This is a genomic window from Rhizobium sp. RCC_161_2, from assembly GCF_041355235.1.
GTDB lineage: Bacteria > Pseudomonadota > Alphaproteobacteria > Rhizobiales > Rhizobiaceae > Rhizobium.
The window spans coordinates 781,349-804,657 of sequence record NZ_JBFUPL010000001.1; the positions used below are offsets into that span (position 1 = coordinate 781,349).

Annotated in this window: 21 protein-coding genes; 6 read left to right on the forward strand and 15 right to left on the reverse strand. The window is 61.4% G+C overall.

Annotated elements, in window-relative coordinates:
• Positions 1 to 14: 14 nt before the first annotated feature.
• The 6 genes from AB6803_RS03455 to AB6803_RS03480 all read right to left on the reverse strand — a co-directional run bounded on the left by AB6803_RS03455 (position 15) and on the right by AB6803_RS03480 (position 4,095).
• The gene (locus AB6803_RS03455; RefSeq protein ID WP_371107547.1) at positions 15 to 428 is read right to left on the reverse strand and encodes a type II toxin-antitoxin system VapC family toxin; all 414 of its coding nucleotides are present in this window, start codon (positions 426 to 428) and stop codon (positions 15 to 17) included.
• Positions 425 to 673 (reverse strand): plasmid stabilization protein, encoded by a 249-nt coding sequence (locus AB6803_RS03460; protein ID WP_371107548.1) that lies wholly within the window; start codon positions 671 to 673, stop codon positions 425 to 427. Before AB6803_RS03460 ends, AB6803_RS03455 begins: the two co-directional genes overlap by 4 nt.
• A 76-nt stretch (positions 674 to 749) precedes the next feature.
• Positions 750 to 2,549, reverse strand: coding sequence for an adenine deaminase (locus AB6803_RS03465; protein WP_371107549.1), 1,800 nt, complete (start codon positions 2,547 to 2,549; stop codon positions 750 to 752).
• Positions 2,550 to 2,567: 18 nt separating this feature from the next.
• Positions 2,568 to 3,200 carry a glutathione S-transferase family protein gene (locus tag AB6803_RS03470; protein ID WP_371107550.1) on the reverse strand — a complete coding sequence of 211 codons (633 nt, stop codon included), beginning with the start codon at positions 3,198 to 3,200 and terminating at the stop codon, positions 2,568 to 2,570.
• On the reverse strand, positions 3,200 to 3,862 hold the full coding sequence (locus tag AB6803_RS03475; protein WP_371107551.1) for a Rieske 2Fe-2S domain-containing protein: 663 nt from the start codon (positions 3,860 to 3,862) through the stop codon (positions 3,200 to 3,202). The genes AB6803_RS03470 and AB6803_RS03475 overlap by 1 nt, the downstream gene beginning before the upstream one ends.
• On the reverse strand, positions 3,859 to 4,095 hold the full coding sequence (locus AB6803_RS03480) for a hypothetical protein (protein ID WP_371107552.1): 237 nt from the start codon (positions 4,093 to 4,095) through the stop codon (positions 3,859 to 3,861). The genes AB6803_RS03475 and AB6803_RS03480 overlap by 4 nt, the downstream gene beginning before the upstream one ends.
• A gap of 249 nt (positions 4,096 to 4,344) precedes the next feature.
• On the opposite strand from AB6803_RS03480, the gene AB6803_RS03485 reads away from it, so the two are divergent.
• From AB6803_RS03485 to guaD, 6 genes are all read left to right on the forward strand, one after another.
• A complete protein-coding gene (locus AB6803_RS03485; protein ID WP_371107553.1) occupies positions 4,345 to 5,466 on the forward strand; it encodes a BMP family ABC transporter substrate-binding protein in 1,122 nt (373 codons plus the stop codon).
• A 78-nt stretch (positions 5,467 to 5,544) separates the two neighbouring features.
• Positions 5,545 to 7,119 (forward strand): ABC transporter ATP-binding protein, encoded by a 1,575-nt coding sequence (locus tag AB6803_RS03490; RefSeq protein ID WP_371107554.1) that lies wholly within the window; start codon positions 5,545 to 5,547, stop codon positions 7,117 to 7,119.
• Position 7,120: 1 nt separating this feature from the next.
• The gene (locus tag AB6803_RS03495) at positions 7,121 to 8,164 is read left to right on the forward strand and encodes an ABC transporter permease (protein ID WP_371107555.1); all 1,044 of its coding nucleotides are present in this window, start codon (positions 7,121 to 7,123) and stop codon (positions 8,162 to 8,164) included.
• 14 nt (positions 8,165 to 8,178) lie between these two features.
• Complete coding sequence (locus tag AB6803_RS03500) at positions 8,179 to 9,114, forward strand: ABC transporter permease (RefSeq protein ID WP_371107556.1); 936 nt, start codon at positions 8,179 to 8,181, stop codon at positions 9,112 to 9,114.
• A gap of 31 nt (positions 9,115 to 9,145) precedes the next feature.
• Positions 9,146 to 10,003: an aromatic ring-hydroxylating dioxygenase subunit alpha gene (locus AB6803_RS03505; RefSeq protein WP_371107557.1), complete on the forward strand. Its 858-nt coding sequence runs from the start codon at positions 9,146 to 9,148 to the stop codon at positions 10,001 to 10,003.
• 11 nt (positions 10,004 to 10,014) lie between these two features.
• Complete coding sequence (gene guaD / locus AB6803_RS03510) at positions 10,015 to 11,373, forward strand: guanine deaminase (RefSeq protein WP_371107558.1); 1,359 nt, start codon at positions 10,015 to 10,017, stop codon at positions 11,371 to 11,373.
• A gap of 13 nt (positions 11,374 to 11,386) precedes the next feature.
• On the opposite strand, the gene AB6803_RS03515 is transcribed toward guaD, so the two are convergent.
• From AB6803_RS03515 to murQ, 9 genes are all read right to left on the reverse strand, one after another.
• Entirely contained in the window at positions 11,387 to 13,657 is a 2,271-nt protein-coding gene (locus AB6803_RS03515; protein ID WP_371107559.1) for an FdhF/YdeP family oxidoreductase, read from the reverse strand.
• A 144-nt stretch (positions 13,658 to 13,801) separates the two neighbouring features.
• The gene (locus tag AB6803_RS03520) at positions 13,802 to 14,755 is read right to left on the reverse strand and encodes a lytic transglycosylase domain-containing protein (protein WP_371107560.1); all 954 of its coding nucleotides are present in this window, start codon (positions 14,753 to 14,755) and stop codon (positions 13,802 to 13,804) included.
• 106 nt (positions 14,756 to 14,861) lie between these two features.
• Entirely contained in the window at positions 14,862 to 15,977 is a 1,116-nt protein-coding gene (locus tag AB6803_RS03525) for an anhydro-N-acetylmuramic acid kinase (RefSeq protein ID WP_371107561.1), read from the reverse strand.
• Positions 15,978 to 15,987: 10 nt separating this feature from the next.
• The gene (locus AB6803_RS03530; RefSeq protein WP_371107562.1) at positions 15,988 to 17,007 is read right to left on the reverse strand and encodes a serine hydrolase domain-containing protein; all 1,020 of its coding nucleotides are present in this window, start codon (positions 17,005 to 17,007) and stop codon (positions 15,988 to 15,990) included.
• Between the two features lie 22 nt (positions 17,008 to 17,029).
• Entirely contained in the window at positions 17,030 to 18,772 is a 1,743-nt protein-coding gene (locus tag AB6803_RS03535) for a dipeptide ABC transporter ATP-binding protein (protein ID WP_371107563.1), read from the reverse strand.
• On the reverse strand, positions 18,769 to 19,608 hold the full coding sequence (locus AB6803_RS03540) for an ABC transporter permease (protein WP_371107564.1): 840 nt from the start codon (positions 19,606 to 19,608) through the stop codon (positions 18,769 to 18,771). Before AB6803_RS03540 ends, AB6803_RS03535 begins: the two co-directional genes overlap by 4 nt.
• On the reverse strand, positions 19,608 to 20,567 hold the full coding sequence (locus tag AB6803_RS03545) for an ABC transporter permease (RefSeq protein WP_371107565.1): 960 nt from the start codon (positions 20,565 to 20,567) through the stop codon (positions 19,608 to 19,610). Before AB6803_RS03545 ends, AB6803_RS03540 begins: the two co-directional genes overlap by 1 nt.
• Positions 20,568 to 20,594: 27 nt before the next feature.
• Entirely contained in the window at positions 20,595 to 22,115 is a 1,521-nt protein-coding gene (locus tag AB6803_RS03550; protein ID WP_371107566.1) for an ABC transporter substrate-binding protein, read from the reverse strand.
• A gap of 67 nt (positions 22,116 to 22,182) precedes the next feature.
• Positions 22,183 to 23,106 (reverse strand): N-acetylmuramic acid 6-phosphate etherase, encoded by a 924-nt coding sequence (murQ, locus tag AB6803_RS03555; RefSeq protein WP_371107567.1) that lies wholly within the window; start codon positions 23,104 to 23,106, stop codon positions 22,183 to 22,185.
• Positions 23,107 to 23,309 lie beyond the last annotated feature (203 nt).

Genomic DNA, 23,309 nt, shown 5'->3' on the forward strand with positions numbered 1-23,309 from the left:
AGCTGGATGCGGCGCTAGAATTCCCAGGGTGATATGAGCTCAAGGCCCGTTGTCTGGAAATCGGGTAAATTGCGGGTCGCCAAGCGGCCGCCGTTCACACGGGCGATGGCAGCGATCATCCCGTCCGCTGTCGACATTGGCCGCCCTTGCCTCTTGGCTGCCCCCATGATGTCGCCATAAGTCAATGCGGCCTCCTCCGTGAGGCCGAAGATTCGATCGGCGAACCGACGACGCCATTCGGACAATCGTTGCTCCAGCCGTGCCGCGCGTTGATCGGGCACGATCTTCTGAATACCGAAAGCGATTTCGGCAATCGCAACGGTCGACAAGGCGATCTCCGCATCATGTCGGTCGAGCCAAGCAATAACAGCCGGATCGGGCAGCTTCCGGAGTGTCTCCGATATGACGTTTGTGTCGAGAAATATCACAGATCGATTCCGTGATTAACCTGCCGTCCCTCGCGAATGACGGCGTCCAGATCAATATCCTCGTCGTCGCTCATAGCCATGCGAGCATAGAAAGACGAAGCCGGCTCGCGGCCAGCCTCCCGAATTTCATAGGATTCGAGCGCGCGTTCGACGATATCCGCAATGGTGCGGTTCTCGCGTCGGGCCAGCCGATGCGCCAGATCACGCGCCTTGGCGCTACGGACAGACAGTTGCGGTTCAGCCATATTGATCTCCTGTCTAACCAATATAAGCCGTCCCAATCTAGCCATCAAGATGGCAAGTGATGGCTAGATGGCAGTGTCAAACCGGTTCGAACAACGGTGCGATCTCCATTTCCGGCACAAGGACCAAGCCTTTATCGGTGATGCGGATTTCCGGAATGACGGAAAGCGGGATCAGGTTGAAACCCATATAAGGGATGGTACAGCCAGCCTTTTCCCATTCCACCTTCAATGCTTTCACCTCCTCGGCAACCTCGTGCACCCGCTTGTCGGAGAGCAGCCCGGCGATCGGCAATGGCACCATCGCCGTCACCTTACCGTCCATGACGACGCAGGCGCCGCCCTGCTTGGCGTCGATCGCATCCAGCGCGACCTGCATGTCGGCCTGATTGGTGCCGGCAACGATAATGTTGTGGCTGTCGTGCCCGACGGAAGAGGCGACCGCTCCCTTCTTCAAACCAAAGTTGCTCAGAAGGCCATGTGCGACATTGCCTGATGATTTGCCGTGGCGCTCGACCACCGTCACGAAGCACAGGCCGTGGCGGTCGAAATGCGTCTGCCAGTCATTGGCCGGTTCGAGTTCGACCGTGACATGACCGAGCACGATGCCCGGCAATTCGGTCTTGATGGTATGCGCGATCACAGGCTCGGTCGGCAGTTCCGGCGTCAGTTTCAGGTCCTTCGGCAGCTTCACCGTATGGTAGGCGGCTTCCGGATAGCGATAGGGATTGGACAGGGCGGCATCGAGGACCGAGGTAATCTTGCGATCCTCGACCACCAGTTCACCGCCATACCAGGTGCTGACCGGCTTCAGGTCGTCTGTCAGGAGCACGAGATCGGCCCGGCGTCCGCCGCCGAGGCCGCCGATTTCGTTCTCCATGCCGAAGCGGGTCGCGCCATGCAACGAGCCCATGGCCCAGGCCTGCTCCGGTGTCATGCCGGCCACGACAGCCTGACGCGTGACCCAATCGAGACCGAAGAGCAGAAGATCGTCGGCATCGCGGTCGTCGGTGCAGACCGCAATGCGCTTGTGGGACGCGCCGAACTCGGTAATGGTCTTAATCGCATGCGGCAGGCTGTGCCACGCCGTCGTCGGTGGGCCGCCGCGCAGAAAGAGCCAGATACCGGCCTCCAGCAGATCATCTGCGATTTCTCGGTCGATCGCCTCGTGCGTGTCGGTCACGCCGGAGGCGGCGTAGGCAGCCACGAATTCCCGGCCGTAGACATGGCCCGAGACTGGACGCCCGCGCTCGAGCGCTGCCGCCAGGATGGCATGGCTGCGCTCGTCACCCATAGCTACAGGCACGAAATCCATCTTCTCGCCGAGCGCCACGGCTTCCGGCCATTTGTCGAACAAATCAGCGATCTTTCCCGGCGTCAGATCGCCGCCGGCGGTCTCAAGCTCCGGCGACGTGGCCGGCACGGTGCTCGGCACGGTCAAGAAGATCGACAGCGGCGCCTGGCGGGCATCTTCCAGCATTGCCTCGACACCGGCGACATCCATGACATTGCCGATTTCGTGACTATCGCAGAAGATCGTCGTCGTACCGTTCAGAAGCGCGGCCTCGGCATAGGCGCAAGCGGTCACCATGCTGGATTCAATATGGATATGCGGATCGACCAGGCCGGGCGCGATAATCCCTCCCCTGGCGTCGTAAAGCTTGGCGCCGCCGCCGCGATAACTGCCGGCCGGTTTGACTGCGGCGATACGCCCCCCAGAAACCCAGATTTCCTTGTCGGGAAGGATGCGCTCGGAGTAGGTCGAAAGCACGCGCGCACCCTGAATGACCAGATCGGGATCGCGGCGGGCAGAGGCGACGTCTGCGAGCGTGCGCGTCATGGTCGAGAGCGGCTTGACGGAAAAACGTGTGAGCGTCATCGGATATCCAATTCAAAATCAATGATAATCGGGAATGCCGGGCATGGTGCGGAAGCCCTTGATGGCGCGGAAACGACGCAGCCATCGGCGCAGCGCCGGATAGTCGTCGTGATTGACGCCGTAATCGCGGCTGAGGGCAAAGGAGGGAAACAGCGTCAGATCCGCAAGCGTCGGCCCATCGCCGACGAACCACTCGCAGCCGTCGAAGTGGCGCAGCGTCATATGGTCGTCCATGATGCGGAAAGCCTTGCGGGCGGCGGCGCTGAGGAACACTTCGTGGCCCGGCGTATCAAAGAGCGATTGCAGGCGCGCGGCGACGGCGGGCGCAAGCGCGGTCGCGGAGAAATGCAGCCACATCGTCGTTAGGCCGAAATTCGCCGCCTCTTCCGGCAACCAGTGCCGCACCGGGTCGTAAGCCTTGGCGAGATAGGCGAGGATCGCTTCCGTGCCGTGAAGCACGAGGTCGCCGTCGGTGAGCACCGGCATGGTGCCGAGCGGATTAAGCGCCAGCATGGCTGGTTTGCTTTCTTCCTTGCCCGGAAACATATCGACGGCGATGGTCTTGTATGGGAGGTCGAGCATGGAGAGCAGCAGGCGAACGCGATAGCTCCCCTCGTCCATCTCGTAATTATAAAGCGTGATCTCCGCCATCACGCGACCTCCGCCATAGTTTCGAGGTCGAAACGAAGACCCTCGGCCCATTGCGCATAATGCTTCTGCTTCGCGCCGGCATTGACCGCCGGCGAGCCGAGAATAACTATGTGGATGGCGGTTTTTGCCGGTGAAACGACTTGAACCGCAACCAGCAGCCTATCGTCGCCCGCCTGCAATATGCCGGCATTCCCGGCGAAATTGCCCACGCCAGCTTTCTCCAGCGCCGTCAAGATATCGTCTGCCCCGCGCTCGACATAGAGGCTACGTACCGGGGTAACGCCCATCGCGACGTCGATCTCCGGCAAGGCAGCTTCCGACGCCGTTGTCGCCCAGATGATCCCGTATCTTTCCTCTGCAAAGTAGGTCGGCACCTTAATCGTCTGCGGCACCTCCAGGCTCGGATGCGCGGGAATGTAGCGACATTGCCCGGCGGTATCGTACTGCCAGCCGTGATAGAGACAGGCGATGTGGTCGCCACGGACGAAGCCGAAGCTGAGACGCATGCCGCGATGCGGACAACGGTCCTCCCAGACATGCGCATTGCCGCTATTGTCACGCCAGACGACGATCTCGCTGCCCTCGACGACGGCGCCCGCCGAGGTCCCCCGCTCGATCGACCCCGACAGGGCGACAGGCACCCATCCCGCTTCCAGTTTCATATGTCACTCCGCTCGATATCGAGAATGATACAGTCATACGGCCCGAGACTGCAGGCCATTTCAAAGGCGTCGACCAGATCTTCCTGCCCTTTGACGGCGAGCGTCGCCGACATTGCATCACAGGCTTCCATCTCGATGTCCAGATCCAGCCGCCGGGCGCGATGCTGCGCAAACTCGATGAAACTGTCGCAGACCATTTGCCCTCGAAAGATAAATCGCGCACGCTCGGTCATATTGCGGAATGTCCGTTCGCCCTCGTCACGCCTCACCTTTTGCATTAAAAATACTCACGATGCATAAAAATCATACGTGCTTCACTTTTAGGCATTCTAGCCGGCCTCCCCATGAAAATTCAAGGGCCTACGCATAGCTGCCAACAAGCCATGTGAGCAAAGCACCCAGAGCGCCCTTCTCCAACTGGCATAATTGTTGCGTCGATTACCTCCGGACGCGGTTGGCGTGCCAAACCAAAAGAGGATTTCATGATTGACTTGCGTTCGCTGTCCCGTCGCGGATTTTTGAATATGAGTGCTGCCGGCGCGGCCGCCTTGACGCTGCCTGCCGGCCTTGCCAGCCAGGCGCTCGCGGCGGCATCCTTTCCGGCGATCAAGGAAGAGGATGCGGTCGTCGGCTTCGGCCATGTCGGGCCGATTTCGGATGAGGGCTGGACCTGGGCGCATCACCAGGGCCTGCTCGCGGTCAAAGCCGCCTATCCGAAATTGAAGAAGATCCTGGAAGTCGAGAACATCCCCTATTCGGCCGACGCGACGCGCACCTATCGCCAGTTTGTCAGCCAGGGCGCCAATATCATCTTCGACACATCCTCCAATGGCGACTTCCTGCACGCCGTCGTCAAGCAGGCCCCCGAGGTTGCGTTCCTCGAATGCGGCGGCCTCGTCAACATGGACAATCTCGGCTGGTATTATCTGGCTCACTGGTATCCGACCTATGTCATCGGCGTTGCCGCCGGCCACCTGTCGAAGACCGGTAAGCTCGGCTATGTCGCCTCCTTCCCGGTCTCGTCGGTCTTTGCCTCCACCAACGCCTTCCTGATGGGCGCCCGCTCCGTCAATCCGAATGCGACGCTGCAAACCATCGCCATCAACTCCTGGTTCGACCCGCAGGCCGCAACCCAGGCCGGCACGGCGCTGATCGACAATGGCTGCGACTTCCTGTTCGGCATCATGGACGAAGCTGGTTACCTGCAGGTCGCCGAAAAGCGTGGTGTCTGGGCCGCCATGTGGAACACCGACGTCCGCCGTTATGGCCCGAATTCCTATGTCTCCTCAATTCTCATCGATTTCAACAAGTTCTACGTCGATCAAGTAGGCAAGCGCCTGGCCGGGACCTGGGCGCCGAGCGACACGCTCTTTGCGATGGGCGCCGGTGTCGATCGCGACAAATGGGGCGAGAAGGTTCCGGCCGATGTCGCTGCCGCGGCCGATGCGGTGCGTGCCAAGATCATTGGCGGCTGGTCGCCGTTTACCGGAGAGATCAAGGATTCGACCGGCAAGGTTCGCGTCGCCGCCGGCCAGGCGATGACCGACAATGAGCTCTATAATTGGGATTGGTCGGTCGAAGGCGTCACCGGCCTCAGCGCCTGACCGATATCGTCGCCCAACAAGAACCTGGCCGGCGCGTCCGGCCAGAGTTGCTCTTCATGACACTCTGGTGCCCTTCCGATGACTGAGACCGCGACACCCTTCTCCGCGCCCCCGGGCACACCGCCTCTGGTGCAGCTCAAGGGCATCGCCAAATATTTTCCGGGTGTCATCGCCAACGAGGATGTCGATCTCGACGTCTTGCCGGGTGAGATCCACGCGCTGCTCGGCGAAAACGGCGCCGGCAAATCGACCCTGATGAACATCCTGACCGGCATCTATCAACCCGATGCCGGCGAGATCATCATCGACGGCTATGCCAAGCAATTCGCTACGCCGCTTCAGGCGATCGCGGCCGGTATCGGCATGGTGCATCAGCATTTCAAGCTGGTGCAGGCCTTCACTGTGGCCGAAAACATTCATCTCGGCTGGTCGGAAACGCCGCGCCGGGCCTCGGCCCAGGTGTTGGAGGCCCGCACGGCGGCATTGGCTGCGAAATTCAACCTGCAAACCCGCCCCGGCGGCCGTGTCAGCGATCTCTCCACCGGCGAGCAACAGCGCGTCGAGATCCTCCGCGTCCTGGCGCGGCAGGCCCGCGTGCTGATCCTGGACGAACCGACGGCCGTGCTGACACCGGCCGAGGCGCGCGAACTGTTCAAGGCGCTGCGCGATTTCGTGGCACAGGGCAACGCCGTCATCTTCATCAGCCACAAGCTCGATGAAGTCCTGGAGATTTCCGACCGCATCAGCATCCTGCGCGGCGGGCGCAAGATCGCCACGGAGAAGACGGCCGATTGCAATCCGCGTATGCTCGCCAAGCTGATGGTAGGACGCGACATCGTGCTCGCCGATATGCGGCAACGGGCAGCGGGAGCCGCACCGATCTCGCCTGAACCAGTGCTCAGCCTCGACAATGTATCCGCCCTTAACGATGCCAGCGACGAAGCCTTGCATGGCATCTCGCTGCAGGTCTACGCGGGCGAGATCCTGGGAGTGGCGGGCGTGGCGGGCAATGGCCAGCGCGAACTCAGCCAGGTGCTGGCAGGCATGCGGCCGGTCAGCGGCGGTCGTATCCTGATCGAGGGAGCACCTATCAGCCGCAGCAACGCCGCCGCCTTCGTCGAGCGCGGCATCGGTCATATCCCGGAAGACCGTCTGCATAGTGGCCTCGCGCCAGCGCTCAGCATTACCGTCAATGCAGTGATGCGCGAATATAAGCACCCTCCGGTTTCATCCGGCGGTGTCTACCGTCCGGGTGCTGCGACGGCGCTTGCCAAAGAGATTGCGGCGGTCGCGGATGTCGCTATTCCGGATTTCGGCATGCCTATCCGCAACCTCTCGGGCGGAAACCAGCAACGTCTTGTTGCCCGCCGCGAGATGCGTATCGCAAACAAGGTGCTGATCGCCGCCTATCCAAGCCGAGGCCTCGACGTCGGCGCCATCAATACCATGCTGCGCTATATCGTCGAATTGCGCGATGCAGGCGCAGGCATCGTACTGATTTCCGAAGAGCTGGAAGAGCTCTTGAACCTCTCGGACCGCATCGCCGTCCTCTACGAAGGCAAGGTCATGGGGATTGTGGAAAATGACAAGGCGGACATCGACCAGATCGGCCTCATGATGGGCGGTCGCGCCCAAGTGCGCGAGGTCGCCTGACATGGCCGCATCCTGGCGTTTCCAGCGCATGCCTTCCGCCTCGCCCGTCATTGCCTTTGGTGCCCGCATCGCCGCCATTCTGCTGGCTTTGGTCTTCGCCGGCCTCATTCTGGCCGCCACCGGTGCAAACCCACTGGAGCTTGCCTCGGAGGTGATTGATGCGAGCTTCGGCTCCAGCTTTGGTCTTCAGGATCTCGGCGTTCTTATCGTCCCCCTTATTTTGACCGGGCTTTCGGTTGCGGTCGGCCAGCAGATCGGTGTCTGGAATATCGGCGCCGAAGGGCAATTCTACGCGGGGGCCTTTGGCGCCGCCACGGTTGGCCTCTTCGTGCCAGGGCCGCCGGTCGTGATCCTGCCGCTGATGTTTGTCGCGGGTCTCCTCGGCGGCGCTGTTTGGATCCTCATCCCGACGCTTGCTCGCGCCTATGGCAACGTCAACGAGCTGATCACCACGCTGCTTCTCAACTTCGTCGCCATTCTCCTGGTCTTCTACGTCTCCACCGGCGCCTGGCGCGACCGGATGTCAAACTCAGCGACACGGAGACTCTCAGCCGAAATCCCGGAACTGTGGGGATCGGTCCATTGGGGGTTCCCGATTGCCATTCTTGCCGCCCTCCTCGTTGCGGGCGTACTGGCCTTTTCGCGTTGGGGTTATGAGGTGCGGCTCGTCGGCTCCAATCCGTCGGCCGCCCACTATGCCGGCATGCCGGCCCGTCGCCATCTCATCACTGTCATGCTGCTTTCCGGCGCAATCGCCGGTCTTGCCGGCATGCTGGAGATCGCCGGCACCGTACACCGGCTGCAAGGCGGCATATCCAACAATTACGGCTATCTCGGCATCATGGTCGCGGTGCTGGCCCGCAACTCCGCCATCGGCGTCATCTTCTCCGCCGCGCTGATGGCCTTCATCCTCAATTCCGGCATCATTCTGCAAACCCAGGGGCTAACGACGTCGGCGGTGCTGGCAATCACCGGCCTCATCCTATTCCTGACGGCGATTGGTGACGAGCTCGCCCATTACCGCATCGCCCGCGACAAGGCCTGAAGGGAAGCGAGACCATGGAACTTCTGACCGGCATCCTCACCACAGCCTTCCTTGCCGGCGGCGTGCTGGCGCTTGCCGCTCTCGGTGAAGTGCTTGCCGAACGTGTCGGCGTCGTCAATCTCGGTGTCGAGGGCCTGATGGCGATGGGAGCAATAACGGCGATTGCAACAGTCGCGGCCTTCCCCTCGCCGGTAATCGGCTTCATCGCCGCGCTGGCAATCGGCGCGGTCTTCGGCATGTTCTTTGCCGCCGCCACCGTTTTGCTGCGCGCCAATCAGGTGCTTTGCGGTCTGGCGTTGACGCTGATGGGCAACGGCATCGCCTCCAGCATCGGCCGTGCCTATTCCGGCATGCCGGCCCGCGCCACCTTTTCCGGGATCGAGATTCCGCTGCTGAGCGATATCCCCATTCTCGGCAAGGCCTTCTTTTCGCAGAATATCCTTGTCTATCTCATCTACATCATCCTGCCGGTGGCGCTGAGCTACATCATGTTCCGTACCCGTCATGGTCTCAACCTGCGCGCCGTCGGCGAAAATCCGGCCGCAGCCGACGCCGCCGGCATTCCGGTCAATCTCATTCGCTTTGCCTATGTCACCGCCGGTTCGGCGCTTGCAGCCGGGGCCGGCGCCTACCTGACACTCGCCTTCGTGCCCTCCTGGTCCGACGGTGTCATTGCCGGTCGCGGCTGGATTGCGGTGGCGCTGGTGATTTTTGCCGGCTATCGGCCGATCCCCGCTGTTCTCTCAGGCTTACTCTTCGGCCTTATCACCGCGCTCGGCTTCGTCGGCCAGGCGCGTGGCTGGCCGATCGCACCTGCCTTCCTGTCCATGCTGCCCTATCTTGGCACCATGGCCTTCATCATCGTGCCGGTTCTTGCCTGGCAGCGCATGCGCCGTATCATGGCAGCACCCGCCGCAATCGGCCTGCCCTATTATCGCGATGTCCGGTAAGGTATCGATGGACAAGGAAAAGGAGCGTCACATGAGCCCATGTTCCGACAAGGCAGCCCTCGATCAGTGGTATGCGCTTGAGACCGAAAAGGAGATTCCGTTCGGAACCTCCGCAAACCGTCTTCTCGGCACCAATCTTACGGTCACGCGCGGCAGAGACGGCACGGTGATTGTCAAAGCCGAGGATCGAGAGGCCCCCCTACCACTGATCAAGCGCTTCGGCCTTGTCTGGACCACGCTGGGCACACCGGCAGGCGGGCTCTTCGAGTTGCCGGAAGCCGATGAGCCGGATCGGCGCGTCGTCAATTGCGGCACGGTCGCGGTGCGCGCGTCCGGGCTAAGAATCGTCGAGAACTTCCTCGATCTGGCACATTTCCCCTTCGTCCACACCGATATCCTCGGCGCCGAACCGCATACCGAGGTGACGCAGTACAATGTCGAGATCCGCCGCGATGTCGATGAGGTCTGGGCGACCAATTGCCAGTTCTTCCAACCGCAGGCCGCTCTTTCGGCCAGCGAAGGCATCATGACCGATTACATCTATCGCGTCATGACTCCGTTCACGACCCTGCTCTACAAGACCTGCCCGAATGCGGCGAACCGCTGGGATGTGATTTGCCTCTTCGTGCAGCCACTCGATCCCGACCGCTGCCGCGCCCATCCGGTGATGTTCCTGATCGACGATGTCTCGACGACGACGGAACTGGTGCATTTCCAACAGCTCATTTTCCTGCAGGACCGCATCATTCTTGAGAACCAGCGTCCCGTGCTGCTACCACTGGAGCCGCGCGCCGAAATTCCGACGCGGGCCGATGCCACCTCGATTGCCTATCGTCGCTGGCTGAAGGAAAAGGGTATCACCTACGGCACGACAATCATGGCCGCCTGAAAGAGAGTGCAATGGATTTACGCGGCAAGACGCTGAGCGCATCGGGTTTTCACTCGCCCGAACGCGGCACAATCGATGTTCTGGACGACGTGCTGATCGAGATCGATGCCGACGGAGCAATCACCGCCGTTCATCGCCACGGCGATCCAAATTACCGGACCATTCGCGATGCCCGTGACGCCTCCGGCGAGCTAGTGACCCTGCCGGCGGGTTCTTATATCCTGCCCGGCTTCGTCGATCTGCATGTGCACGCGCCGCAATATCCGCAGCTCGGCGACGCGCTCGACGTGCCGCTGGAGGTCTGGCTGCAGAAATACACCTTCCCGCTGGAAGCACGTTATCAGGACGCCGCCTTCGCACGCCGGGTCTATGACCTGCTGGTCGAGGACCTGCTCGCCAATGGCACGACGACAGCGCTCTATTTCGCCACCATCCATCAGGAAGCGACGCGCGTGCTGGTCGATACCTGCCTGGAAAAAGGCCAGCGCGCCCTGATCGGCAAGGTGGCGATGGACAATGCCGAGGAATGCCCGGACTATTATCGCGATCTGTCGCCGGTGGAGGCGCTCGACGGTACACGGGCGTTGATCGATTATGTTCGCAGCCATCCGGACAATGGCGAAGGGCGCGTTGTCCCTGTTGTCACGCCGCGCTTCATTCCCTCCTGCACCGATGCAACGCTCGAAGGTCTGAGCGACATTGCCAGGGAATGCGGCTGCCATGTGCAGACCCATTGTTCGGAAAGCGATTGGGCGCACGGCTACGTTCTCGCCCGCCATGGCATGACGGATACGGACAGCCTCGATCGCTTCGGCCTACTTGGACGAAAGACGGTTTTGGCGCATGCGAATTTCCTGACGGCGAAGGACATGGAGACCGTCAAGGCGCGTGAGGCAGCGGTTGCCCATTGCCCGCTGTCGAACGCCTATTTCGCCAATGCCGTCTTTCCCTTGCGGGCTGCGCTCGAAAAGGGGCTGCATGTCGGTCTCGGCACGGACATTTCCGGCGGCCCGAGCGCGTCGATGCTCGAAAACGCTCGCGGCGCGATCCTCGTCTCGCGGATGCTGCAAAGCGGCGTCGACCCGAACCTGCCGCCCGCCCCGCGCTCGACCTTCGGCCCGGCGCAGATCAATTTCCGCGATGCATTCTATATCGCCACATCGGGCGGTGGCATCGCGCTCGACCTGCCTGTCGGGCAGTTCGCGCCCGGCTATCAGTTCGACGCCGTGCTCATCGACACTGAAGCCGAGAAAGGCACCGTCAGGCTATTCGAAGACCGCGATCAGGGTGAAGGCATCCTGCAGAAAATCATCTACACCGCATCGAAGCCAAACCTCACGGCCACCTGGGTCGGTGGCCGCAAGGTTTAGAGAGACACCAAGGCTATGCTGCCTTGGTGATACGCACCGGCAGCGATTTATAGGATGGCGTGCCGCTTTGCTTGTCCTGATAGTCGATCGGGATCAGGCAATTCGCCTCCGGATAATAGGCGGCGACAGAGCCACGGGCGATATCGTAGGAAATCGCCGTCAGCTTCATCTGTCGCTTGCCGCCGGAGGGCAACGCCGTCGAGATCTCGACGAGGTCGCCATGCTCCAGGCCGTTTGCCGCCAGGTCTCCATCATTCATGAACAGCACGTCGCGGCGGCCGAAGACACCGCGATAGCGATCGTCGAGGCCATAGATCGTCGTATTGTACTGGTCATGACTGCGAATGGTCGCGAGCTTCAGAATGCTTGCGTCAGCAAGCTCCTTGTCCTCGTTGAGACCCGGAAACAGTAGGAACTCCGCCTTGCCCGACGGTGTCTTCCAGACGCGTTCGGTCGGCCCGATGGGCAGGCGGAAGCCACCTGGCACACGGATGCGCTCGTTGTAGCGTTCGAAATCGGGAAAGACGATTTCGATCTTGTCGCGGATGCGGTCGTAGTCGTCGACCAGATGCATCCACTCGACCTTGCTGTTGGGCAATGTCGCCTGCGCCATGGCAGCAACGATCGCCGGCTCCGACCGCAACTGATCCGAGGCCGGCTTCAGCTTGCCGCGCGAGGCATGCACCATCGACATGGAATCCTCGATCGTCACCGATTGCGGACCGGACGCCTGCATGTCCACTTCGGTGCGCCCGAGCACCGGCAAGATGATCGATTCCTTGCCGATCAGCAGGTTCGAGCGGTTGAGCTTGGTGTTCATGTGGACCGCGAGATCGAGCTTGCGCATGGCTTCGGCGCAAAGCTCGGGATCGGGAAGCGCGATGGCGAGATTGCCGCCGAGGCTGAGCAGCACCTTCGAGCGCCCCTCTGCCATCGCCTGCATGCCGGCAACCGCGTCATGCCCGTGATGTTCCGGCGGCTTGAAGCCGAAAGCGCGCTCGATGCCGGCCAGCAACGCTGCATTGGGCTTTTCAGTGATCCCGACCGTCCGGTCGCCCTGGACGTTGGAATGGCCGCGCAACGGGCAGATGCCGGCGCCGGGCTTGCCGAAATTGCCGCGCAGCAGCAAAAGATTGGCGATCTGCTGCACATTGTAAGTGCCCTTGGCGTGCTGGGTAATGCCCATGCCGTAGGGAATAATCGTCGCCTTGGATTTGACGTAGGCGTCGGCAACCCGTTCGAGATCGGCGCGCGTCAGACCGGAAACCCGCTCGATATCGGCCCATTCCGTCTGCTTGAGATCGGCGGCGAGCGCGTCGAAGCCATTGGTGTGCTGGTCGATGAAGGCACGATCGATCGCATCCGGCTGTGTCTCCGCCAGCGCCAGCACCGCTTTCATGATGCCCTTGAGCGCCGCCGCATCGCCGCCGATCTTGACCTGATAATAAGAGGACGCGATCCGCGTCGAGCTGAGTGTGCCCATCTCGACCGGGCTCTGCGGATCGGCAAAGCGCTCGAGCGCTCTTTCCTTCAGCGGATTGAAGACGATGATCGGCACGCCGCGCTTCGAACATTCATGCAGTGTCCCCATCATGCGCGGATGATTGGTGCCGGGATTATGGCCCATCGAGATGATCAGGTCGCAATGGTCGAAATCGTCTAGCGATACCGTGCCCTTGCCGATGCCGATCGAATTCGGCAGGCCGGTGCTCGTCGCCTCGTGGCACATGTTGGAGCAATCGGGGAAGTTGTTGGTGCCGTATTCGCGCGCGTAGAGCTGGAACAGGAAGGCGGCCTCGTTGGAGGCGCGGCCGGAAGTGTAGAACTCCACCATATCCGGATCGGGCATGCTGCGCATGACTTCGCCAATCCGGGCAAAGGCTGCCTCCCATTCGATTGGCTTGTATGTGTCCGTCGCGCTGTCATAGGCCAGCGGGTGCGTCAGCCGGCCGGCGTTCTCCAGATCGTAATCGCTCCACTGGAGCAGCTCGGTCACGGTATGCTCGGCGAAGAATTCGGGCGTCACGCGCTTGTTCGTCGCTTCCCAAGTTACCGCCTTGGCGCCGTTTTCGCAGAACTGGAAGGTCGATGTATGTTCCTTGTCGGGCCAGGCGCAGCCGGGACAATCGAAACCATCCGGCTTGTTGGTACGAAACAACAGCAGAGGCGCTTCGGTCACATCCATCTGCTCGCGGACGGCTTTCGCGGTGGCTTTAAGCGCACCCCAGCCGCCGGCGGGGCCACTATAGGGTCGGATACCCGGGACTTCACGTTTCTGCACCATCGCACGCTCCTTTAATTCTATCCCAAGACTCCCTCCCCGAGCCTGGATGATTGACGAATATTCTTCGGACATTGGCGAGTAAAGTGCAATAAATCGATGTGTCGTCTGGACGATCCAAAGGATCGGTCGGGCCGCCGCAAGAGCTCAGTTCTTGAACACCAAACAAGTGCCGCCTCGCTGGCGGATTTGAGCACAAACCGCCTCCGCCTCGGCGCGCGTCTCCCGGCCGATACGGGCCGCATATCGGACGCGGAAACCGAAGTCACGGTTGCGTTGGCGCACGATGAGCGGCTTTTCCTTGTTGAGCGGTGCCGGAAGCTTGCTCACATCCTCGGAGAAAAGCTGTCTGGCGGCACTCGGCTGAAAATGCTCCGCAAGCTGAACGCCCCAAGGCGCCCAGGGCCGCTCCTGCTGCAATGCGACCTGTTTCAGCCGCCGCGTGCCGGCCAGCGCCATGCAGGCCTCTAGAAAGGGCTTGCCCTTGTCGAGTTCCGGTGCTGCGATCTCAGGCGGATCATCCTTCCATTGCTCGACCGTATAGGCGGTGATCGCCGTGACGTAGCTGCGCGTCTCATAGGGAAGGCTGCCGGAATTGAGAAAATTCGCCAGACCATTTTCACCGGCATTATAGGCAGCGGCCGCAAACCCCAGATTGCCGAAACGGCCACGCAATTCATCGAGATAGATCGCCGACTTGCTGAGCGCTTCCAACAGATCATAGCTGTCGCGAACGCCGCGCAATCTCGCCGTTCCCGGCATGAACTGGGCAATGCCCTGCGCTCCCTTCGGGCTGACGGCGTCGGGCCGAAACATGCTCTCGCGCCAGATCAGCCGGGCGAGATAGTCCGGCGGAAGCTTGTTGGCCTTGGCGAAATAGTCGATCGCCTGGCAGAGATCGCGATTGTAGCTTTCCTTGCGGATACAGAGCGTTTCGCCGCTGTCGGTGATGAACGGTCCGGAGATGCAGGACGGCGGTGCCACGCTCCATTCGGGTTGCGCCCTTGCGGGAACAACGGCAGACATCGTCAAGACGCCGAACGCAACAACGAAGCCTATGGTCTTTCCGACAAAGCCGGGCCGAAGCTGTCTGCCTGCCATTCGTGCGAGACCCATTGGAAACCGTCAAATCGCTAGCTCTGGAATAGATAGCATCGATGCGCGTTGACGAAAACCGCAAAGGCCGCAATGGCGCCGATGGCACAATCTATTCGGCAAGACGGCCGCCGCGCATCGGCGCGGGCACGCCTGTCGTACCGGGGAAGCTGATCGGCAGGCCGCGGAGTACGCGCACAGCAAGAAATGCAAAGCATTCGGCTTCGACGGCATCGCCGCGCCAGCCAAACATTTCGGCACCGATCGGCGTTACACCGGCGCGCGCCTCGAGCATCGACATGATCGTCGGATTGTGGCGGCCGCCGCCGCTCACGACCAGCTTTTTCGGACGGCGCGGCAGTAGGTCCAGCGCTTTACCGACGGCCGAGGCCGTAAAGGCGGACAGCGTTGCCGCTCCATCCTCGACACCGAGCCCATCGGCCATGGAGGCGCCGAAATCGAAGCGATCCAGCGATTTCGGATAGGGGGCGCTGAGATAGGGATGCTCCAGGAGCTTGGCGAGCCTGGCTTCGTCTACCGTCCCCGCCCGGCCGAGCGCGCCGTCCCGGTCCATCTCGCCAAGCCCATGGGATTTGATGAAGTCATTGAGCGGCGCGTTGGCCGGCCCGGTATCGAAGGCGACGAAATTGCCCTCACCATCCGACCAGGTGATATTGGCGACACCGCCTAGGTTGAGGATGGCGGTGTCGTCACCGGTACCCGCGCTGCGCAGCAAAGCGGTATGATAGGCGGCGGCCAGCGGCGCACCCTGACCGCCCGCGCGCACATCGGCGGAACGGAAATCATAGGCGACCTTCGTGCCGAGGATGGAATGCATCAACTCGCCATCGCCGAGCTGGCGCGTATCCCCGAGGCGGCCTTTCTGCGGGGCGCGATGCAGCACGGTCTGGCCATGGAAGCCGACCACGCCGATATCGGCCATGGTCAGGCCAAAGCCTTCGACGAGTTCCTTGACCGCAGCCGACTGGGCGCGCGTCAATGCCTCTTCGGCCTCCTTGAAGATCGCCGGCTCCGGCCCGTTGAAATTCCACACCCTTGCCTGCGCCAAGGTCTCTTCCAGCAGCCGCCTGATCCAGTCCGGATAGGGTGCCAGCGCATAGGGTCCGAATTCCGCGATCCGCTCGCCATCGGTCTTGATCAAGGCTACATCGATATTGCCGTCGAGAACGGTCCCGGTCATCAGACCGACTGCCCAGATTGGTTCCATGATCAAGCTCCTAAACTCTATTGACGAGATCGCCGACGCTCTGTCGAAGCATCAGTATCCCGCTGTCGAAATGACGTGTCGGATGAATGCGATTGGTGAGCAGGGTCCAGGCCCTGCCCTTGTCGAAATCGATCCAGAGGCCGGTGCCGGTAAAGCCGGTATGGCCGATCGTGCCCGACGAACATAGCTGGCCGCCGGACCAGTCATCATAGGGACGCTCCCATCCATGGGTGCGCGTCGCCGACAGTGGTGTCCGCATCAAGTTGATTGAGCGTTCGGCGGCACCGGTGCCGGTCAGCAATCCCTCGGCAAAATCGAGGATCGAGGTAACTGTCCCGAAAAGGCCGGCATGACCGGCACCCTCCAGCGCCGAGCAATTGTCGTCATGGACTTCGCCCGAGAGCACTCGATGACGCCAGGTGCAGTCTTCCGTGGCGGCCGCCTGATCGGGCGCGGCGGAGAAAGCGAAACCGGGACCGGCATCCATATCGCGAATCGTCTGCCCGGTCAGGCGCTCCAGCGCGAAGCCAAGCAGGATGAAGTTGATGTCGGAATAGACCGGCGGACCGGACCGCCATTCGCGCTGCAGGATGAAGGCACGCAGCAGATCGGGGCTCTGGCCATAGGTATAGAGCGGCGCGACAGCGGGAAACGGCGTCTGGTGGCCGAGGCACTCGCGGAAGGTTACCTTCCGCTCCCACGCGTTCGCATCATATTGGCGCAGGTCCGGCAGCAGCGAGGTCAGCGGCGCATCGAGATCGATCGTGCCGGCGTCCGCCAAAGCCAGAATGCGCGGAGTGGTAAAGATGACCTTGGTCAGCGAGGCCAGATCGAACCATGTGTCGGCGAGCATCGGTCGTGTGACAGGAACCTTCTGCGCCAAGCCGACCGCGCGGACCATGCGGCCGCCATCGAGATCGACAATGCCGAGCACGCCGCCGGGAATGCGTCCGGCCGCAACGGCGGCTTCGACAGGGGCGAATGCCCGGTCGAAACGCTGTGTGAGTTCCGTTTTCGCCGCTGCCGTCATGTCCCTCCCCACCGCATCTCTCTCAAGCTTCCGCCTGGGCCATATGATCCGCAGCGAACCGGCGCCATTCGGGTGCGTCCGGCTCGAAACCAATCGGGCGCACCAGAGACGGAACCTGGCGCGTATCCAGCGCGAAATTCTCCCGTCGGCGCTCGACCGTCGGAACGGCCGATATCAGCCGCCTGGTATAGGAGTGTTTCGGCTCAGACAGCACCGAAGCGGCATCGCCGATCTCGACGATCTCTCCGGCATAGATCACGGCGATCCTGTGCGCAATCCGCTCGACCACCGCCATGTCATGCGAGATGAAGAGATAGGCGAGGCGATATTCGCGCTGCAATTCAATCAGCAAGTCCAGCACCTGCGCCTGAACAGAGACATCCAGCGCCGAAACGGCTTCGTCCAGCACCAGAACAGAGGGGTTCAGCATCAGCGCGCGGGCGATACAGAGCCTCTGCCGTTGCCCGCCCGAGAACTCATGCGGATAGCGCTCTAGACTGTTTTCGGGCAGGCCGACGCGTTTCAACAGCATGACCATCCTGTCGCGCGTCTCTCCGGAAGTCCGGCCACCGGCCGCGATCACGGGCTCCGCCAGGATACTGTCGACACGAAGCCGGGGATTGAGCGAGGCGTAGGGATTCTGGAACACCATCTGCACGGCACTCGTCCGATCCGCAGTCTTGCCGGAACGTGCCGTAAACGTACCGCGTGTCGATTTCACCAGTCCGAGGATCGCTCGCGCGGTGGTAGATTTTCCCGAGCCACTTTCACCGACAATCGCCAGCGTTTCGCCGGGCAGCAGATCGAAATCGACGCCTTCGACTGCATGCACTGCGCCGGTCGGACGATGAAAGAAACTGCCCGATACGGGAAAACGAACGGTCAGCCCTTCGACCTTTAACGCTGGGGCGGGTTCAGCCACTTCGTCGCGACTAAAATCCGATCGCGCCGCACGGCCAGCCGAAAAGTGCGGAACGGAATGAAGAAGGTGCTGCGTATAGGGATGCGCGGGTCTATCGAGGATCTGGTTCAACTCGCCCTGCTCGACAGCCTGACCGGCCTGCATCACCATGATCTTGTCGGCAATACCGGCAACGAGGCCGATATCGTGGGTGATGAAGATCATCGACATGCTGGTCTCGCGCTTCAGTTCGGCAAGCAACGCCATGATTTGCGCCTGCACCGTCACGTCCAGCGCCGTCGTCGGTTCATCGGCGATCAGCAGACGCGGATTGCAGGCAAGTGCGGTCGCAATCATCACCCGCTGCAGCATGCCGCCGGAGAGCTGGTTCGGGCAATATTTCAGACGCCGCGCGGCGTCAGGGATACGAACGCGATCCAGTGCGTCCTTTGCAGCCACTCTTGCCTGCCGGCCGGTCAGCCCACGATGCAGGCGGAAGGATTCCTCGATCTGTGTGCCGATGGTCAGCACCGGATTGAGCGAGGTCATCGGCTCCTGAAAGATCATGCCGATCTCGGCGCCACGGATTTTCGTCAGCACCGCTTCCGACGCCGTCGTCAGATCGAGAATGCTATTGTCGGCACGCTTCAGTCTGATCGAGCCACCGACAATGCGGCCGCCACCGAAATCGACGAGGCGGTTGATCGATAGTGCGGTAACCGACTTGCCCGAACCGCTCTCGCCGACAATGGCCAGCGTCTCGCCGGCGGCAAGATCGAAGCTGACGCCACGGACGATCTTGTTGGCGTCCGGATTACGTCCGAAGCCTATGTCCAGATTGGAGACGGAAAGCAGAGGGTTCATGAGCCAGCTCTCCGCATTTTTGGATCGAGAATATCGCGCAGGGCATCGCCGAGCAGATTGAAGCCGAGGATGCTGATCATGATGGTGATGGCGGGGAAGATCAGCAGCCAAGGTGCTGTCTCCATCAAGTTACGGCTGTCGCTCAGCATCAGCCCGAGCGAAGACGCCGGTGGCTGCGTGCCGAGACCGAGGAAGCTTAATCCGGCCTCGGTCAGGAGCGACCACGCGAGCGCCAGCGTGATCTGCACTGTCAGCGGTGCAACGAGATTGAGCAGCAGGTGCCGCGTCAGGATATAGCGCTTGCTGCTGCCGAAGGTGCGGGCGGCATCGACGAAATCGCGCGCTTTCAGCGATAGCGCCGGCCCGCGCACGACGCGGGTGAAGATCGGCGTATAGACGATGGCGATGGCCGCGACGCTGGTCCAGGTGCCGGGGCCGACAATGGCGATGATCAGGAGGGCAAGCAGGATGGCCGGGAAAGCCAGAAGCACATCCATCATCCGCATGATCACCCCATCCCAGCGCTTTCCGAACCAGGCGGCGGTCAAACCCAGCACAGTGCCGATCAGGCTCGCAAGCGCAACGGACAGGAAGGCGACGGTGAAGGATTCGCCGATCCCGTTCATCAGCCGGCTTGCGACATCGCGACCGAAGAGGTCGGTGCCCATCCAGTAGATGGCGTTCGGCGAATGCAGGCGGTCGATCCGGTTCTGGGTCAGCGGATTGTGCGGCGTCAGCCCCAGCATGCCGAGCACGGCAAGCGCGAAAAAGATCAGGACGATGACGCCGCCGATACGGCCGCTCGTGTGCCCGAAAATGGCCCTGACGATACGCATCAGCCCTCCCCCAGGCGAACGCGCGGATCGAGCGCGACATAGGCGAGGTCAACGAGAAGATTGACGACCATGAAGTTGAAAGCGATGAACAAGACGCTGCCCTGCACCAGCGCGTAGTCGCGCTGCAGGATGGCATCGAGCACCATACGTCCAAGCCCCGGAAGAGCGTAGATCTGCTCGACCAGAACAGCCCCGCCAAGCAGATAGCCGAACTCGACACCGCTCAGCGTCACCACCGGAATGAGCGCGTTCGGCAGCGCATGTCGCCAGATGACACCGCGCGCCGGCACGCCGCGGCTGCGGGCGGTGCGGACATAGTCATCGCTCAGAACATCGAGCATGGCCGAGCGCACAACGCGCGTGACAGAAGCCGCAAAGGCGAAACCGAGCGTCAGCGCCGGCAGGATCATCTGTCCCAGATTGCCGAGCGGGTCCTGCCAGATCGGCGTGAAGGCGCCCATGGTCGGCAGCACGCCGAAGCCCGCCGAGAGCGCATAGATGATAAGAAGGCCAAGCACGAAATTCGGCGTGGACTGTCCGACCATGGCGGCGATACGCACCAGAAGATCTGACAGTTTCCCATTTCGCGTCGCGGCGAAGACGCCCGCCGGCAGGCCGATCAGGAGCGCGATGATCATGGAGAGCAGCGCAAGCTCAAGGGTCAGCGGAAACCGCTCGAGAATGATATCGAGCACCGGCTTGCCGTAGGTGACGGAGAGGCCGAGATTGCCTTGCAGCATGCCGAACAGCCAACGCCAGTACTGCACGAACCACGACTGGTCGATGCCGAAATAGGCGGAAAGCGCCTGCCGCTGCTCCGGCGTCAGCAGGCCCGCATTGGTTCCCAGCATCGCCGTGATCGCGTCGCCTGGCACCAGCCGAATGGCGATGAACACGAGGACGGACACCCCCAACATGATCAGCGGGAATGTCATCAGCCGGCGCGCCAGATACCCCATGAAACGTCCTCTAGGTCAGGCTTTCCATCACTGGATGGAGACTTTGCTGAGACCGAAGAGAGAGCCCGTCGGCGTCGGCACGAAGCCCTGAACATTCTTCTGCTCGGCCGTATAGCCATAGGCGGTATAGAGCCAGATCCAGGGCGACACCTCGGCGATGTGCTTTTCGAAATCGGCAAAGATCGCCTTGCGCTTGGCCGGATCGGTCTCGACGCGGCCCTTCTGCATCAGGCTATCGAGCGTATCGTCGATATAGTTCGCCACTTTCTGCAGGTTTCCGGTCTTCGTCCAGTAGCGGTTATACATCGTATAGGGATCGGCGCTGCCGCCGTTGAGCGCGACCGCCATGTTGAAATTGCCCTTCAGCCAGGCATCGACATAGACGTTGAGTTCCATCACCTTGATGTCGAGCTTGATGCCAATCTCGGCAAGCTGCGACTGGATGACCTGGGCTTCGGCCGTTGCGGTCGGCGGCTCGCCGGTCGCCGCGATCACGGTTGCCGAAAAGCCATTGGCAAAGCCGGCATCAGTCATCAGCTTCTTGGCTTTTTCGACATCGCGCTTGTAGCAGAAGAGCTGGTTCGGATCGGTCGCATAGAGCGGCATGGTCAACGGTCCCGTCACCTTGCCCTCGCCGAGCGCCGCCGTATCCATCACATCCTGCCGGCCGATGGCGCATGAGATCGCCTGGCGCACCGCGAGTTGATCCATCGGCTTGTGCGAAGGGTTGAGCTGGAGCACATTATAGGAAAGTCCGGGCGTCCGGGTCAGTTGCAGTTTCGGCTCCTTGGGAACAAGCGTCGCCACCAGCGGGTCGTTCAGCAGCGCGAAATCGATCTGGCCCGTACGCAGCGACGCCAGGATCGCCGTCTCGTCCGGAAGGACGCTGATGTCGATCCCGTCGACACCGACCGCGCCACCGGCCCAGGCCTTGTTGGCGCTCAGAACTTCCTTGGAATTCGGAACCCAGCTGTCGAGCTTGAAGGGACCGGAACCGATCGCCTTCGTGCCGATCGAACCGGCGGTGATTTCGCTGGCCGGAACGATAGAGGCGTTGAGGCTGGTCATCGCCGTGAGGATCGGAACGTCCGGCTGCGACAGATGGAAGACGACGGTCGTCGTGTCAGGCGTATCGATGCTGGCGATCGAGAGGAAATTAGCGCGAGCGACAGCGGCGGTCGCCTGATCGAGAATACGCTGGAACGACGCCTTCACATCGGCCGAAGTAACCGCGGCGCCGTTCTGGAACTTGGCATTCGCATTGAGCTTGAAGGTCAGTTCCTTGCCATCGGGCGAAAACTGCCAGCTATCGGCAATAGCCGGTACGATCTGCAGATTGCCGTCGAGCCGGACGAGCGGCTCATAGATCAACTCCAGCAAACGGATGGAGGAAAAGGCAGTCTGCTTGTGCGGATCGAGCCCGGTTGCATCCTGCGACCATGCCATGCGCAACGTAGCCGCATGGGCTTGTGTCGATATCGCCGCGATGCCGAGACCGGCCGCCAATGCGATGCAGGACATCAGCCTGCCTGGAAAATACCTTTTCATTCTTTTTGCCCCCTGAGCTTGTTACCCCAGCCGATTTTGGCCATTTCTTTATGATCGCGATATTACTTCATGCAGTCTTCGCACTGATCGCCTTGCGCAGGAATCCACCAGCGTTTTGCAACGCCGCGCGGGCTTCTTCAATGCCCATTCCGGTAATTTCCATGAGAATGGCGAGTTTGACGTCATTGCCCGTCTGGTCGAGTACGCGGCGCGCATCCGCCTGTGTGCAACCCGTCGCCTGCATGACGATCCTGGTGGCGCGGGCAACCAGCTTCTTGTTGCTCGCATGCACATCGACCATCAGGTTCTGATAGCTTTTGCCGATGCGGATCATGCTCGCCGTCGTCAGCATGTTGAGAATGAGTTTTTGCGCGGTGCCGGACTTCAGCCGGGTCGATCCCGTCAAGATCTCCGGGCCGACGACGGGAGAAATCGCCAGATCGGCAATGCCGGCGATGACGGAATTGGGGTTGCAGGAGAGAGCGACGGTCACGGCGCCAATGCTCTTCGCATAGTTCAGCCCGCCGATGACGTAGGGCGTGCGGCCGCTGACGGCGATGCCGACGACGACATCCGCAGCTGTCAGCTTGATGTTCTGCAAAGCCTGACGGCCCTGTTCGGGATCATCTTCGGCGCCCTCGATCGAGTTCTGCAACGCCTCGGGGCCACCGGCAATCAGGCCAATCACCATGTCATGCGGCACGCTAAAGGTCGGCGGGCATTCCGAAGCGTCGAGAACCCCGAGCCGGCCGCTGGTGCCGGCACCCATATAGATCAACCGTCCCCCCTTCTGGAAGGCGGCGACGATCTGGTTCACGGCGGCGGCGATCGCCGGAATGACCTTCTCGACCGCCGTCGGAACGGTCTGGTCCTCATAGTTGATTTCGCGCAGGATATCGAAGGTCGGCAGCAGATCGATATGCATCGTATTCGGATTGCGACCCTCGGAAACCAACTGCTCCAGTTCGGATATCAATCTCTGTTCTGTCATGGGCCTGTTCTCGAAACTATGCGTCGATATCAATGGATCAGGGATGGCGAGCTCGATCGAACGCGATCGGGTAAGCCGCAGCAGTCGTTAAATTTTCAACGCAACAAAACGCTCGACATCAGCTCAGGCGGCCGGCCTCTTCGGCTTCGTTCTCCGCCCATTCCCTGTTTACCTTCGTTAAGATTATGTCCATTTATTCCGCT